Below are 16654 nucleotides of genomic sequence, written 5' to 3' on the forward strand. Positions count from 1 at the left end.
AGACTGCCGTCAAACTCCGATGCTAGTTTGGCGTAATTCCCGAATTTTTCAATACTCATAGAACTTGATTAGAAAGCGTGTGAGCTAAGACTGTTAAGCTATTACGCCTTGAAATTATCCATCACTTATAAAGTTTGTTGACTGTTGATTGTTATCTGTTAACAGTCAACACAAAAATGTGCAAGTTGAGATGTGTGATCACTTCTCCCTACTACTGTATTGACTTTCGGTACAGCAGAATTTTCTACGTAGCAAGAATAAAATATTATACTTTGCATATATTTACTATTTACAAATTTATGTAATAAAAAATACAATAAAACAGAAATTTAACTACGGTTATCAATTACATGAAATTAACAATACCTATACTAAGCGTTTTAGCTATTACTTATTCTTTTCAGTTTTTTCAACCCAGATCGTCTCTAGCAGAGTCTACTTTAGTTATGGACGAAAAAGCCAGTTTATATTTAGTAGCAAAAGCCAATTATCTTTCACTTTTAGAACAACAAGTAATTATTGAAACAAACAAAGTCAGACAAAATCCTCAAGTTTATATACCCATTTTAGAAAAGTACAGAAAAGGTTTTCAAGGTAACCGTGTCAAGTTGTCACAAAATTCTTATTTAATTACTCAAGAAGGAAAAAAAGCTGTTGATGAGGCGATCGCATTTCTTAAATCAGCACGTCCTGTTGGAGCATTAACTATATCGAGGGGTATGTCTTTGGCTGCAAAAGCTCATGTAAAAGACCAAGGTAATAAAGGCGCGACAGGTCATTATGGTAGTGATGGTAGCAATCCTTTTGATCGCATCAATCGTTATGGTAAATGGCAAATCACTGCGGCTGAGAATATTAGCTATGGCCCAAATACAGCCCAAGATATTGTTATGCAATTAATTATTGATGATGGAGTACCATCACGCGGTCATCGCACCAATATCTTTAACGCTGCATTTAAAGTTAGTGGCGTTGCTTATGGAACTCATAAAATTTACAAAACTATATGTGTAATTAACTATGCTGGTGGTTTTCAAGAGAAAACAACCGAGATTGGCAAACCTGCTACAACAATGTAACTAGCAATCAATATGTCAAATTCATCAACTAAATTAGTTCGAGATCATACTAAATAACAATCAATTATTAATTTATAATTAAGTAATTTTACCAAGTATTTTTTTACAAAGCTTTTATCTTGAGTAAGTTACTGAGAAGATTTTTAATGTAATAAAAAATATCTCTGATTCATAAATAAAAATCAGCAGTTTTACTATGTAAATAGGATACTTTTAATTTTATTCTAGATATTTAAGCAAGTATTAAACTGAAAGCAAGTGACTACAAGTAAGATTTTTCATCAGTAGATTCAAGAAATGAGATTTTGAGGAAAAGCAATGCCAGGAAATGAGTGGGAAAAAATACGCCACCTGTTGGTTGTCCAAGACTTACAAGGGCAAAGAACTATCCCACTTCAAGAAACCACTTATTCCATTGGTCGAGATTCTAGAAACGCGATTGTTCTTCGTTCTCGTTCAGTATCAAGACAACATGCGATTTTACTGCGAGTCACTCTTCCAGAAACTGACCAGTATGGCTTTCGGATTATTGATGGCAACTTCAAGGGAAAAGCCAGTACTAATGGCTTGTATGTGAATGGTACGAAATGCATATCACATAATCTCCAGCATGGAGATGTAGTTGCCTTTGGAAATAGTCAAGTCCAGGCTAAATACTATGCTATTTCTCATATATCGGAAAAAGCTTTTTCGGAAACTTGCGAAGTTGATGACTTATCAGATTTTCTGTTAGAGCAAGCTAATCTTGCCAATCCTTTTCAAACTCTGGTTGTTGATCCTAATTTTGAAGCGGCTAGTGAAACTGCTTTAGCACGCTTAGCATCTTTCCCGGAACTCATCCCCAATCCCATTATCGAGATGGATTTAGAGGGAACAATCACATATCTTAATCCAGCTGCATCTGTGAAATTCCCCAAGATTAAAGAAATTGGCAAGCAGCACCCTGTTTTAGCAGGATTGCTCAATGCGGTAGAAGATCGAAAAATAAATTCCTTTTGGCGAGAAATAAAAGTTGATAAAGAAGTTTTTGAACAATGTATTCACTACTTACCTGAAAGCGATTTAATTAGAACTTTTATAGTTAGGGATATTACAGAGCAAAAGCAAGCAGAAGCTGAATTACGCCAACGCGATCGCTTATTACAAGCAGTAGCAGAAGCAGCAAATTATTTGCTAGTGGAAATGAATTATGAAACTGGTATAGATAAAGCCTTGGCAGTGCTAGGAGAAGCAGCTAAAGCCGATCGCGCTTATCTATTTAAAAACCACCACCATTTAGATACAGGAGAAATGGCTCTTAGCCTGCAATTTGAATGGATACGGGATAACTTTACATCTTCTCGATACCATTGGCAAAATCAGCTTTATCAATCTTCTGAACTGGCGCGTTGGTATGCTACTCTCTCTTGCGGACAATCGATTAGTGGCACTATTCAAGAATTTCCTCTAGCAGAACAAGAACTGCTGGCCAGAGATGGTATTCAATCTTTGCTGTTAGTCCCGTTGCGACTAGAGGATGAATTTTGGGGTTGTCTTGGTTTAGCTGACTGTTCCCAAGAGCGTCTTTGGTCAAGACATGAAGAATCAACTTTGTTAACAATGGCGGCTAGTATTAGCGGTGCTTGGAAGCGTCAACAAGTAGAAGAGGAAATTCGCTACCAAGCACTTCACGATATGCTGACGGGATTACCCAACCGTTTGCTATTTAATGAGATGCTGTCTAAAGCTTTACCTAACGCCACGCGCAATAGTGAAAGTTTAGCTGTGATGTTTCTTGATTTAGATCGCTTTAAAGTGATTAATGATACTTTAGGTCATACTTTGGGAGACAAATTATTACAAAGTGTGGCGCAAAGACTCAAAGGATGCCTGAGAGAAGGAGACACTGTAGCGCGTTGGGGAGGAGATGAATTTACTATCCTGCTCCCAAGGGTAAATTATCTGGACGAGGTAGCCCAAGTAGCCCAAAGAATCCTGCAAACCTTACAGGATATCTTTTGTTTTGATGGTCACGAACTTTATGTCAGTGCTAGTATTGGCATTGCTTTGTTTGATGAACACAGCCATAATGCTGAAACTCTGATCCAACATGCAGATGCTGCTTTATATCACGCTAAAGACGAAGGCAGAAATAATTATCAGTTTTACACAACTACCCTCAGTGCTAGAACTCCAGAACTGCTAACTTTAGAGAAAAGCTTGCGCTGTGCCTTAGAAAGAGAAGAATTAACAGTATATTACCAGCCTCGTGTGAATATCGGGACGGGAAAAATCACTGGAATGGAGGCGCTTGTACGCTGGCAACACCCAGAAATGGGGCTAGTGGCTCCTAATGTTTTTATTCCTCTGGCTGAGGAAAGTGGATTAATTATTCCTATTGGTGAATGGGTATTACGGGCAGCTTGTAGGCAAAACAAAGCTTGGCAAGAAGCTGGGTTACCCCCTTTAACTGTCGCTGTTAATCTTTCTCCTAAACAGTTTCGCCAATCTACGTTGGTAGAAGATGTAGCCCAAATTCTTGCCCAGACAGGATTAGAGCCGCGTTTTTTAGAATTAGAAATTACGGAATCGACTGCGATCGCCGATTTAGAATTTACCAGAACTGTTTTACATAATCTAGAACAGATGGGCGTTCACCTTTCTATAGATGACTTTGGTACAGGTCATTCTTCTCTCTCACGCCTACAACTTCTACCACTACACAACCTCAAAATTGATAAATCCTTTATTCAAGAGTTAACCACAGATGTGCGAGTTGCTCATATTGTGAAGGCAATTGTTACTTTGGGACGTAACTTAGGCTTAAGACTCACGGCCGAAGGTGTAGAAAAGCAAGAAGAACTAGATTTCTTGAAATCTATTCACTGTGAGGATGTGCAAGGCTATTTTTTCTATAAACCGCTTCCAGCAGAGAAAGCCACAGAAGTTCTGCAAAACAGAATTCAGGAATCAGAAGTTAGACTTGAGAATTGAAGTTCTGTTTCTGATTTTTGCATTCTGGCTTCTGGATTCTTATTTAATTACTTTGACCAAGGATAGGGTTCGCTATTCTTGGTTAATTTTTTTGCAATCAACTATTGACAAAATATATTGTTAACCTAATAATTAGTTTATCTAACTATTAGTGAGTAGATAAACTTGTGACAGGACTGACAGGAAAAGCAAATCGGTCGGAGATACCTGCCAGCACACCGAAACCGATTATTTTAGAAACTCAAGGACTCACACGCCGCTTTGGCAAAGTAACTGCTGTTAACAACCTGAACATATCTGTAGAACAGGGTGAAGTTTTTGGCTTGCTTGGCCCGAATGGGGCAGGCAAGAGTACAGTTATTAAGATGTTGACGACTTTGTTACCTACCAATGCAGGAAAAGCAACTTTAGCTGGCTATGACATAACTCATCAATCTATGGCTGTCAGACGGGTGATTGGCTATGTGCCGCAAGCCCTGTCTGCTGACGGTAGCCTCACAGGTTATGAAAATCTGTTGATATTTGCCAAGTTGTATGAAATTCCTACCAAGTATCGAGAAAGATACATTCGCGAAATTCTGGCATTTATGGGTTTAGCAGATGCAACCCACCGTTTAGTGAGAAATTACTCTGGTGGGATGATTCGCAAGCTGGAAATTGCTCAATCAATTTTGCATCAACCACAAATTTTGTTTTTAGATGAACCAACCGTCGGACTAGATCCCTTAGCACGGACTCAGGTTTGGCAACTGGTGCAAAAGCTTTGTACTGATTTCGGTACAACGATATTTTTAACCACTCACTTTTTAGAAGAAGCCGATAATCTTTGTGACCGAGTGGTAATTATGCAACGAGGCGAGGAAATTACCACAGGCGCTCCAAAAGACTTAAAAGCCTCTTTAGGTAAGCCTAACGCAACTTTAGATGATGTGTTTATTCACTATACAGGCGACCAATTAGTATCAGGAGTTAACTACCGTGACACAGCAAGAACCAGGCGTACTGCTCAACGGTTGGGTTAGAACCAGACCGATTCGCAAAAATAATCTGATCTCTGCAATTAGTGAGTTGATTATAAAAACATTAGCGATCGCAGAATTAGAAGTACGTAAATTACGCCACGACCCCACTGATTTAATTGTTAGAGCCGTCCAGCCAGCATTATGGCTATTAATCTTTGGGCAAGTGTTCTCCAAAACTAGAGCTATTCCTACAGGGGGAAATCTGCCTTATTTGGATTTTATGACAGCCGGAATTCTCGCCCAGAGTGTACTGTTTGTCGCCATTTTTACTGGTGGGATGACACTGATTTGGGAACGAGATTTAGGGATTGTGCATAAATTCCTGGCTAGTCCTACACCCCGCGTCGCTATGGTATTAGGCAAAGCTGTAGCTTGTGGAGTAAGGTGCTTGTCACAGGTATTTATTATCTACGGATTGGCACTACTGTTAGGTGTGAAACTCAATTTGCATCCCTGGGCAATCATCAAAGTTTTATTGATTGTACTCATGGGTGCGGGTTGCTTTTGTATTTTTTCCCTAATTATTGGTTGTTTGGTGAAAACACGAGAACGCATGACCGGCATTGGGCAATTATTAACCATGCCGTTGTTTTTTGCCAGCAATGCCATTTATCCGATTTCGTTAATGCCTAACTGGCTAAAATTCATTTCCCACATCAACCCATTGACTTATGAGGTGGATGCTTTAAGAGGCACGATGCTACTTAACGGCACAAGTCTTTATGGATTTGCTCTGGATTGTACAATTCTCCTACTAACATTAATAATATTAACCCTCATCTGTGGCAAACTTTATCCACGGGTGGCAATGTAACTAGGAGAATAACTCGCCCATGAAGCTCGATAAACCCTCACATGGTGCAACTTCTGAAGAATGTGCTGCCAAAGTAATGGAAACAATTCCATTAGTGATGCGGTTTATCAGGAAGGAGATGCGTGCGCATAATGCTGGTTTTTTGTCGATTCCGCAGTTGCGATCGCTGGCATTTATTAACCGAAATCCTGGTGCTTCACTCTCTGATTTAGCAGAACATCTCGGTGTCACCTCTGCTACAGCGTCAGCAACTATAGAACGACTAGTGCAACGCAACTTAGTGCAGCGCGAACACCATCCCCAAGAGCGACGGCGGATAGTTCTCAATCTTACTGATGATGGCAAGTATCATCTTCAACAATCCCTCAACCATACTCGCGCTCAGATTGCTGACATTCTCAATGGTCTGTCAGCCGAGGAATTTTCCCAGATTGAACAAGGGTTAAACTTTTTAAAAAATGTCTTTGATAAAACGGAAATTAGCTCTTAACAGCAATGAGGCTGGATAATATGCACCAAAGAAACACTTTCTCTAAAAGCGCTCTCAGCTGGAGTGGAATTTCTCTGGGAAAATCAATTGGTATTAGCAGCAATCACCTGAATCACTTAGCCTACGGTGTATACCTAAGTTTTTAATCGGCAATGTTAATGCATCGCCTCGCATTGTTAATGCATCTGACTTTTCACGTGATATGGAAAAACAAATAAGAAACCTAACCCCCCAGCCCCCTTCCCTACGAGGGAAGGGGGAGAAGTCAAAGCCTCTCTCCTACGAGGAGAGAGGTTTGGAGAGAGGTTTTTCAGATACCGTGAAAAGTCGGGTTAATGCATTGCCTCGCATTGTGAATGCATCGACTTGCATTGTGAATGCATCGCCTTGCAATGCTATAAATTTAAACCTCAATCCCCAGGTAGATCCTAATCAGGAAATAATTGATCTTAAATAGAAGAACCGTGTACGCATACGGATCAATCTATAATGAAGCGCGACTCTACTGGTAAGTTTGTTAGTAACTGGGATTCAGAAAAAAAACAACGAGTTAGTATATCTCTTACCGGTACAGCATGGCGATCGCTTGATGAAGCAGCGCAAAAGCAAGGAATTTCTCGTTCGGAATTGATTGAATACTTTGCCCGCAGCTTAGAAAACGAACAAAATCTCGATTTCTACGAAATTAGGGCGAGTTCTGAAAACGCTTTGTTACAAGAGCGCATCCTTGAACAAAACCAAGCGATCGCCACCTTAAAACGTCAGAAACAAGACTTAGAAGCTTTACTAGAAAATGCACCAAATGCGATCGCTCAAAAAAGTGAACATCGGGTGACAACAATTCTAGAAAGTATTACAGATGCCTTTGTTGCCTTTGATTGCAATTGGCACTACACATATGTAAATCAGGCAGCAGCTAAAATTTTACACAAAACACCAGCGCAACTCATCGGTAAACACGTTTGGCAAGAAGTGTTTCCAGAACTTGTCGATGGGGTCGCATATCAAGCGATGCATCGGGCATTAGCTCAACAAGTTCCAGTTTCCTGGGAAGAATATGGGGAGGCAGTTAGTTGTTGGTTAGAGGTAAATGCTTATCCTTCGCCGGAAGGACTAGCAGTATATTTTCGTGATATTACAGAGCGCAAACAAGCGGAAGCAGAACGAGAGCGGTTGCTGCACGAGCTTGAGATGGAACATAAACGATTTGCAGCTGTTTTACAGCAGTTACCAACAGGTGTGCTAATTGCCGATGCCGCAACTGGGAAATTAGTTCTGGCTAATGAACAAGCCAAACAAATTATTGGGTACAGCTATGAAGAATCCCTAGAACTAGAAGAATATGTACCTATTACTCCATTTGCAGCCTTTCGTCCTAATGGACAGATGTATGCTCCAGAGGAGTATCCATTAGCGCGATCGCTCCGCACAGGTGAAGTCGTTTCTAACGAAGAAATGCAGCTACAAAGTGAGGCTAACCAAACTTTTATTAGTGTTAATTCTGCCCCAATTCTTAATAGCCAAAATCAAATTGTGGCAGCTGTTGCTGTATTTCAAGATGTAACCGAGCGTAAGCAAATAGAAAGCGCTCTGAGGCAACAAACTGAAGCCTTAGAAAACCAGCATCAATGGTTACAAGCTGTGTTGGATTTAATGCCAACACCTACGGTATTTATTGAACCAGGCACAGCAAAAGTTACTTTCTCTAATCGCATCGCCAATGAATTAGCTGGTGGCGACTTACCAAAAAATAAATCTTTGGATAAATACCCAGACTTTTACTATTGCACCGATACCAATGGCAGGCGCATCCCCACAGAAAAAATGCCTGCGGTGTTGTTAGCACAAGGAGAAAAGCTAGAAAACTATCAAATGAACTGGCATACACCCGGAGGCATTCGCTCAACACTTTGTTGGGGAGAAACCTTGCCAGCCATGTATGGACATCCAGCAATTGCTATTGGGATGTTTCAGGATGTGACGCAACTCAAGCAAATTGAGGAACAGCTACGACAAACAGAAGAACGCTTGCAACTTGCTTTATCCTCAGCCCAGATGGTTGCTTGGGATATGGATTTAATTACAAATCGTGTGGTGTGTTCTGCGAATGCGCTTGGTGTTTGGGGACTGGAAGACGGGACAGCAGAAGAGTTTGTGGCTACAATTCATCCGGATGATCAGTTGCAAATTGTGCAAGCAGCCCAAAGAGCAACTGCGGGAGAAACTTTTTATCAGCAGGAGTACCGGGTAATTACTCCAGACGGAGAAGTGCGCTGGCTGAATAGTCAAGGCAGAGTCTACCTAGATGCAACTGGAAAGGGAATTCGTATGAGCGGCGTTTCTGTTGACATCACAGAGCGTAAACAACTGCTCGAACAGCTGCAACACAAAGAAAAACAAAAGGAATTTTTAATTCAATTAAACGATGCAATTCGGACTATTCAAGATCCCAAGGAAATTATGTGGCAGGTGGTGCGTGCTACAGGAAAACATTTCCAAGTAACTCGCTGTACCTACGGTGAAATAGATTCTACCCAAGAATACGTGATTGTCGATCGCGACTACTGCAACGGTGTGATTAGCGTGGTTGGCTGTCATCACATGGATTCTTTTGGCCGAGAAATTATTGCTGAACTCAAACAAGGCAAGACAATTGTTGTAGATGATGTGGATGCTGATCCTCGGACTCAGGGAGGGGGTGCGGCAGCTTTTGATGCTATTCAAACTAAATCTCTGTTATGTGTGCCGTTGGTGAAACAAGGTAAATTTGTAGCGTTATTTGTGCTACATCATACTTCACCAGGTCACTGGACAGAAGAAGAAGTCACGCTGATGGAGCAAATTGCGGAACAAACTTGGTTAGCAGTAGAGCGATCGCGTGCGGAAGAAGAATTGCGAGAAAGTGAGGCGCACTTGCAACTAGCACTCAATGTCGGACGTATGGGAGCGTGGGACTGGGATATCCAAACTAATACATTGCGTTGGTCAGAAGGACACTTTACAGTGCTAGGTCTGCAACCTTATGAATGTCAACCCGCGCATGAAGTTTGGGCAAGTCGGGTGCATCCAGATGATTTAGGGCAAGCTGAAGCCAAATTTCAGCAAGCTATGCAGACCAAGAAAGATTATCACCACGAATACCGCCTGCGTTGGTCAGATAACTCGATTCATTGGGTAGAAGCGAGAGGCAAGTTTACTTACGATTTGAAGGGAAACCCTAAAAATTCTATTGGTGTTGTCATCGATATTACACAACGCAAGCAAGTTGAACAAGAACGGGAACGATTACTAGAACGTGAACGCATTGCCCGGATGCAAGCAGAAACAGTGCAGCGTCAGCTACAAACTATTTTTGAAACCTCTCCGATAGGAATTGGTTTGTTAGATAGTCAGCAGCGATTTGTTGCAATTAATGAGGCATTAGCTCAAATCAACGGACTCACTCGTGAACAACATTTAGGACATTCAGTTGTTGAGCTTTTTGGCCAAATTGATCCGAGCATAGTTTCAGTTTTTGATGAAATTTACAGTACAGGAAATCCCTTTAGCTCACTCAGCCTTGCTATTAATGCTCCTGGTCGGAGCGATCGCTCTCCTGGTTACTACAATGTGTACTATCTGCCCACAACCAACTCCAACCAGCAAATCGAAGATGTTTTAGCGTATGTGGTAGATGTTACTGAGCAAGTCAGGTTAGAGCGCAACCAACGCTTTTTAGCAGAGTCCAGCGCAGTTTTAGCATCTTCCCTGGATTACCAAACTACCTTAGAACGAGTTGCACAGTTGGCAGTACCAGAGTTAGCCGATTGGTGTACAGTTCACATAGTCCAAGAAGATAATTCTATTGAGCAAATTGCGGTAGCTCACATCGACCCGGCCAAACTGCAATGGGCTGAGCAAATGCGGGAGAAATATCCTCTCAACCCGAATGATCCTAGAGGCGCTGCATGGACACTACGCACAGGAAAATCAGATATGTTAGCTGATTTTCCTGATGAATTGTTAGTACAAGCAGCCCGTGACCCAGAACATTTAGAAATTCTGCGCTCTGTTGGGTTTAAATCTTTTATGTCAGTGCCATTAAAAACCCAAGACAAAATTCTCGGTGTGATTTCCTTTATCTCAGCTGAGTCTGGTCAATGCTATGACCAGAGCAGTTTACAATTAGCAGAAGAATTAGCGCGGCGTGCTTCTTTAGCAATTGATAATGCTCAATTGTACCGCATAGCTCAAAGCGATCGCGCCAAAGCTGAAGCAGCCAACAGAATTAAAGATGAATTTCTGGCAGTACTATCTCACGAATTGCGATCGCCCCTCAATCCAATTTTAGGTTGGACAAAACTGTTGCGCAGTAAGCGCTTAGATGCTGCCAAAACCGACCAAGCCTTAGAAACCATCGAACGCAATGCCAAGTTGCAAGCACAATTAATTGAAGATTTATTAGATGTTTCTCGCATCCTCCAAGGCAAGATGTCGTTAAATGTTGCACCAGTAAATTTAGCTGCAACTATTGAAGCCGCCCTAGAAACAGTGCGACTAGCCGCCGAAGCCAAAAATATTCAAATCCAAACAATACTCAATCCTGTTTCTGGCACAGTTTCCGGTGATACCAACCGCTTACAACAAGTTGTCTGGAACCTGATTTCTAACGCTGTGAAGTTCACCCCAGCAGGCGGACGAGTAAAAGTGCAACTAGATCAGGTGGGGATGTATGCTCAAATTAAAGTAAAAGACACAGGCATTGGCATCACCCCAGAATTTTTACCTTATGTATTTGAATACTTCCGGCAACAAGATGGCGCAACGACAAGAAAATTTGGAGGATTAGGCTTAGGACTGGCTATTGTCCGCCATTTAACAGAACTGCATGGCGGAATAGTGCAAGCAGATAGTCCAGGGCAGAATTTGGGGGCAACATTCACAGTCAGGTTGCCATTAAACATTGTTGAGCAAAAGTTATCTTCAGATACTAACCGTTTGGGAAGTGCGATCGACCTCAGCGGCATTCAAATATTGGTTGTCGATGATGATCAAGATATGCGCGAGTTAGCAGAATTCATCCTCACCCAAGCTGGCGCACAAGTGACTACAGCCGCTTCCGCATTAGAAGCATTGACCTTATTAAATCAATCTTTGCCGGATTTACTAGTATCTGACATCGGTATGCCCGAAATGGATGGCTATTCTTTGATTCGGCAAATTAGACAATACTCACCCCAACAGGGAGGAACAATACCTGCGATCGCACTTTCTGCTTATGCGGGTGAAATCAACCAACAACAAGCACTGCAAGCCGGATTTCAAAAGCATATTGCCAAACCCATCGAGCCAGATGAGTTAGTGAGAACAATTGCCATACTAATGGGGAGTAGGGAGTAGGGTAATTTTCCCTACTTCAGACTTCAGACTTCAGACTTCAGACTTCATTCAACATCTTTGATGCGAGTTTTCCGTTCTAAAATTTCCTTCAGTATCAAGGTAACTACTGCTAACAATGCCAAGAGTACGGCAGCAGAAAAGGCGGCTTCAGTTTCATACTGTTTGTAAGCATCTTCTACAAACAGTGGTAAACTCTGAGTTTTGTCAGCAATGTTACCAGACACTACAGAAACAGCACCGAATTCACCCATTGCTCTGGCATTGGTTAAAATTAAGCCGTAAAGTAATCCCCAACGGATGCTAGGTAAGGTGACGCGCCAAAATATCTGCCAATCTTTTGCACCCAAGGTTTTCGCTGCTTCTTCTTGGTCGCTGCCAAATTCCTCTAACACAGGAATGACTTCTCGCGCCACAAAGGGCATACTGACAAAGGCTGTGGCCAACACCATCCCAGGAAAGGCAAAGATAATTTTAATATCATGGGCTTGCAGGAAAGGGCCAAACCAGCCATTGCGCCCGTAAAGTAAGACAATCATCAACCCTGCAACTACGGGGGAGATGGAAAAGGGCAGGTCGATAATACTTAAAATGATGGCACGACCAGGGAATTTATGACGAGCGATCGCCCAAGCTGCACACAATCCAAATACTGTATTTAGTGGTACGGCAATCAATGCCAATATGAACGTTAGCCAAGCTGCATGAAGAAAAGCTGGGTGCGTTAGGTTGGCAAAAAACGGCCCAACTCCCTTTTTAAAAGCTTGGAAAAAAACGTTAATTGCTGGGATGTATTGAATTAAGGCTAGATAAGAAATTGCGATGCCAATTAAAATTGTTGGCACCCAGCTTTTTTGCTGTTTGGGTTTAGCTATACCTGCATTAGAAGCAGACGAGTGGAATTTTGGCTCATTTACTGTCATATCTTCTTGCCCACGCTTGTAAGAAATTAATTGCCAATAGCAGTATCAAAGAAATTGTCAGCAACACGATGCCAATAACAGTAGCGCCAGAATAGTCATACTGTTCTAATCGTTGGAAAATCAATACTGGCGCAATTAAATCTTGAAAGGGTGTATTAGAAGAAATAATTACTGTTGAGCCATATTCCCCAACCGCACGGGAAAAACCCAAGGCAATACCAGTCAAAATTGTGGGAAATAACGGTGGTAAAATTACTTTCCAAAATGTTTGCCATTGCGAAGCACCAAGACACCAAGCTGCTTCTTCAATGTCATGTTCCATTTCTTGCAGTACAGGTTGTACAGTTCTCACTACAAAAGGTAGGGAAATAAATACCATTGCTACTGCTACGCCCAAACGAGTAAAAGATACTTTGATTCCTAGTGGGGCTAACAGTGAACCAATCCAACCATTATCGCTGTAAACTGTTGCCAATGTTAACCCAGCAACAGAAGTCGGCAGTGCAAAGGGCAAATCTACAGTAGCATCAACTAGCCTTTTCAAGGGAAAGTCGTAACGCACTAAAACCCAGGCGATTAAAGTACCAAATACACCATTCAGTAGAGCAGCCGCTATAGATGTCACAAAAGTAACGTTGTAAGTTGCTAAGGCCACCTCACTAGTAGCAATTTCCCAAAACCTAGCAGGTGGTTCTGTACTGGCTTTTAGGAACATAGCAACTATTGGCATAAACAACATGAATGTTAGGTATACCAAGGTAATTCGCCATGTCCAAGGAAGATGAATTAACTGATGCAGGAACTTCTTCCAGACAGGAGTTTCGGAAACAAGATTTTGATCTGGGGATGGAGAAGAAGATACAGCCATAAAAATGTCATTTGTCTTTGATCATTTATTATTTGTCATCAGTCATTTGACAAATGACTAATGACAAATGACTAATAATTAATTACCGTTTCTTTTGTGCTTGAATCTTGTCAAAAATACCTCCTTCAGCGAAGAACTTTTTATCGATTTCACTCCAACCACCGTAATCTTTAACTGTGCCTAGAGTAGTTACTTTGGGGAATTTGTCCTTGATTTCTTTAGTTTGGGCAACAGTTTCATCTACAGGTCGAAATCCTAATTTGGCGAATTCTTGCTGTGCTTCTGGTGTGTAGAGGTATTTGACAAAAGCTTCTGCCACTTCACGGGTTCCATGTTTATCAACATTTTTGTCTACTACAGCAACTGGATTATCAATAGAAATGTTGACATCAGGGACGATGTAATTTACTTTTTCACCCTTTTGTTCTGCTAAAACAATTTCATTTTCGTAGTTGATTAAAGCATCTCCCTGACCTTGCTTGAAAAAGGCATCAGTAGCTTCACGCGCATCTTTTGTCAAAAGCGGTACATTGTTGTAAACTTTGCTGACAAACTCAGTTGCTTTAGCGTCATCTCCACCAGTTTTAATGACAGAATTCCACAGTGCTAGAAAATTCCATTTAGCAACGCCAGATGTTTTTGGGTCAGCTGTAATTAGTTTGACTCCATCTTTTGCTAAATCTGCCCAAGTTTTGATATTTTTAGGATTACCTTCACGAGTAACGATCGCAGCAACAGATTTAGAAACAATACCATTGTTCGGAACTTCAGTTTCCCATCCGGGTTGAATTAATCCAGCTTTCTGAATCTTTTCCGTATCTCCAGACAATGCTAAGTGAACAATATCTGCTTCCAAACCATCGATGACGGCACGAGTTTGAGAACCAGAACCACCGTAACTTTGCTTGAAGGTAACAGTTTGGTTATGTTCTTGCTTCCACTTTTCGACAAACTTGGGAATGATGGCTTCGTGAGCGGCTTTGGTGACAGCAAAGGAAACTAGGGTGACTTCAACGTTTGGTTTGTTAGCTGCAACCGGACTCGCAGAAGGAGTTTCACCAGCAGAATTACTGCTATTTCCACCAGAGCAGGCGGCCAGCGCCACACTCAAAATAGCCCCTACCAAAGTGAGTGATACAAAACCTTTGAGAGAATTGAGCCTGAACCGATAAGGTCTTTGCTGAGTTGTAAGTTGCGATCGCTTCAAGGGATGCTGCCAAAAGTTCATTCCGTGGCTCCTCTCTAATCTACGGTAAATTGATGTATATATAGTTATATAAGGTTTATCTTACTGGATGTTTGCACGTATTAGTAATGTTTAATTGCAAACTCAACAAAAAATTCATATTCTCTATCGAGAATAGGGAGATTTTAGCAGTTCTCTTGGCGATTAAAAATACTTACACAAAAACTCTAGTGTTAAGAGGGGTACAAAAGTTTAAAAGGGAACAGGGAACGGGCAACAGGGAACAGGGAATCCCCATAAATTGCCAAAATCGCCCCGCAAGTTTACCAAAAGTGCGATATCGCAAAACTAATTACTCTTTGCAGAAATACCATCGCAGAGGTGCTTGTCGAAACAAACACCTGCGTTATGTTTTTCCCAAATTAAGCAATATTTAGCTATTTTTCCCTGACGTACTGTATGAGTAGACTTTGCTTCAGTTATAAGATTTATTTAAACGGGATTTTGTTAGGAGTAGTAACTAACTGGACTGTAAAAGTAGACCCTTCATCTAGTTTACTTCTCACGGAAATTGAACCACCACAGCGCCACAATAAGCGCTTCACAATAGTTAAGCCCAATCCCGCACCACTCAAGTCTTCAGTGGTTCCAGAACGTACTCGATAAAAAGAGTCAAAAATTTTAGAAATTTCGCTTTCCGCAATACCAATACCGGTATCCCGGAAGTCTAACTGCACATAATCTCCGTGAAGACGCGCTCTTACCCACACTTGCCCACCTTTGGGGGTAAATTTCAGGCTGTTATGGAGCAAGTTAATCACTATTTGCTTTATTCCACCTGTGACACACCAAACTGCTGGTAGTTCTGTGGGTACAGTGTAGGCAAGCATAATACCTTTTTCTTGAGCCACAGGCTGGTAGGTGCTAACTACTCCGGGTACGATATCCGATAAGCGCACTAATTCTAAGCTGGTTGCTTCTAAATTATGTTCTAGATTGACAAGATCTAATAAACCAGTGATGAGTATACTCTGGCGATCGCACTGAGTATTCAGCATTTGTAAATAACGTTGTCGCTGCGGTGGTTTCAGGGTAGGAGAATTCAACAGCGACAGTGCAGTTTTCATGTGTGTTAAGGGTGTACGCAATTCCTGACACACACTACTTAAATAATCATCTTTGAGTTGCTCTTTATTTTGCAACTTTTGATTTTGCTCTTGTAATTTGTGAATGCGTTTATTGGCAATTTGCCGTTGGATTGAATTTTGGCGCTGGAGTTGTTTTGTTAGTAATTGACTTATCAGCGCTGGTTCAGTTGTAATTGGATAAATCAACTCAGTTGGAAAAACAGCAGATGATTCCGGTGCAGCCACCTGTTTAAGAGCATCTAAAACTTGCTGAATTATTCTTCCTTCCATTGTCATTACAGCCAGCAATGACGGAAGTTTACTATTTTTGGCTTTATTAGCGTTGCGGTTTTGATTTCTTTTTCGTGGTCTACGCGCCACAATCAAACTACAAAATTGCGGCGAGGATACTATAAAAAAGTATTCTCGCCGTAATTGATAATTTGATAATAATTCTACCCAGTTTTGCTGCCTTGGGGTCGTGTAATCAGTCTCTTTCTCTTCTGTCTCAGGTTTGATTTTCTCTATTCGACAAATATTAATCACACCAGATCCACCCATCGCAGATTGATAACGCTTTAATTCTGCGTACCAAATTTTTCCTGGTGGTAACTTAACCCAAAAAGTTGCGGTAATTTGCTTCTCAATCAATAAATCAATTTGCGACTTCAGCAGTGATAACAGACTAGCAGGATTGCTTGGCAATGGTTGAGGTGGTGCTTCCACTCCCAAGGCCAGCTGATAAACGGATAACTCCTTACGCAGAGAATCATTCATGAGTCAAGCACAACAAGGA

Annotated in this window: 10 protein-coding genes; 6 read left to right on the forward strand and 4 right to left on the reverse strand. The window is 41.4% G+C overall.

Annotated features, from left to right (window positions below; genetic code table 11):
* Window positions 1-350 precede the first annotated feature (350 nt).
* The 6 genes from ACMX3D_RS19355 to ACMX3D_RS19380 all read left to right on the forward strand — a co-directional run bounded on the left by ACMX3D_RS19355 (window position 351) and on the right by ACMX3D_RS19380 (window position 11757).
* Window positions 351-1079, forward strand: coding sequence for a CAP domain-containing protein (locus ACMX3D_RS19355; RefSeq protein ID WP_482747494.1), 729 nt, complete (start codon window positions 351-353; stop codon window positions 1077-1079).
* A 318-nt stretch (window positions 1080-1397) separates the two neighbouring features.
* Window positions 1398-4052 (forward strand): EAL domain-containing protein, encoded by a 2655-nt coding sequence (locus ACMX3D_RS19360; RefSeq protein ID WP_482747495.1) that lies wholly within the window; start codon window positions 1398-1400, stop codon window positions 4050-4052.
* Between the two features lie 167 nt (window positions 4053-4219).
* Window positions 4220-5074, forward strand: a complete 855-nt coding sequence (locus tag ACMX3D_RS19365; RefSeq protein WP_482747496.1) for an ABC transporter ATP-binding protein — start codon at window positions 4220-4222, stop codon at window positions 5072-5074.
* A complete protein-coding gene (locus tag ACMX3D_RS19370; RefSeq protein WP_482747497.1) occupies window positions 5031-5888 on the forward strand; it encodes an ABC transporter permease in 858 nt (285 codons plus the stop codon). Before ACMX3D_RS19365 ends, ACMX3D_RS19370 begins: the two co-directional genes overlap by 44 nt.
* A gap of 19 nt (window positions 5889-5907) precedes the next feature.
* Window positions 5908-6378, forward strand: coding sequence for a MarR family winged helix-turn-helix transcriptional regulator (locus ACMX3D_RS19375; RefSeq protein WP_482747498.1), 471 nt, complete (start codon window positions 5908-5910; stop codon window positions 6376-6378).
* A gap of 489 nt (window positions 6379-6867) precedes the next feature.
* Window positions 6868-11757 carry a PAS domain S-box protein gene (locus ACMX3D_RS19380; protein WP_482747499.1) on the forward strand — a complete coding sequence of 1630 codons (4890 nt, stop codon included), beginning with the start codon at window positions 6868-6870 and terminating at the stop codon, window positions 11755-11757.
* 44 nt (window positions 11758-11801) lie between these two features.
* Here the strand turns inward: ACMX3D_RS19380 and cysW are convergent, their stop codons facing one another.
* The 4 genes from cysW to ACMX3D_RS19400 all read right to left on the reverse strand — a co-directional run bounded on the left by cysW (window position 11802) and on the right by ACMX3D_RS19400 (window position 16635).
* Window positions 11802-12677 carry a sulfate ABC transporter permease subunit CysW gene (gene cysW / locus ACMX3D_RS19385; RefSeq protein ID WP_482747500.1) on the reverse strand — a complete coding sequence of 292 codons (876 nt, stop codon included), beginning with the start codon at window positions 12675-12677 and terminating at the stop codon, window positions 11802-11804.
* A complete protein-coding gene (gene cysT, locus ACMX3D_RS19390; protein ID WP_482747501.1) occupies window positions 12664-13545 on the reverse strand; it encodes a sulfate ABC transporter permease subunit CysT in 882 nt (293 codons plus the stop codon). Before cysT ends, cysW begins: the two co-directional genes overlap by 14 nt.
* Window positions 13546-13627: 82 nt before the next feature.
* Window positions 13628-14773 (reverse strand): sulfate ABC transporter substrate-binding protein, encoded by a 1146-nt coding sequence (locus ACMX3D_RS19395; protein ID WP_482747502.1) that lies wholly within the window; start codon window positions 14771-14773, stop codon window positions 13628-13630.
* Window positions 14774-15219: 446 nt separating this feature from the next.
* A complete protein-coding gene (locus ACMX3D_RS19400; protein WP_482747503.1) occupies window positions 15220-16635 on the reverse strand; it encodes a DICT sensory domain-containing protein in 1416 nt (471 codons plus the stop codon).
* Window positions 16636-16654 lie beyond the last annotated feature (19 nt).

It is taken from the genome of Anabaena sp. TISTR 8404 (assembly GCF_056847745.1).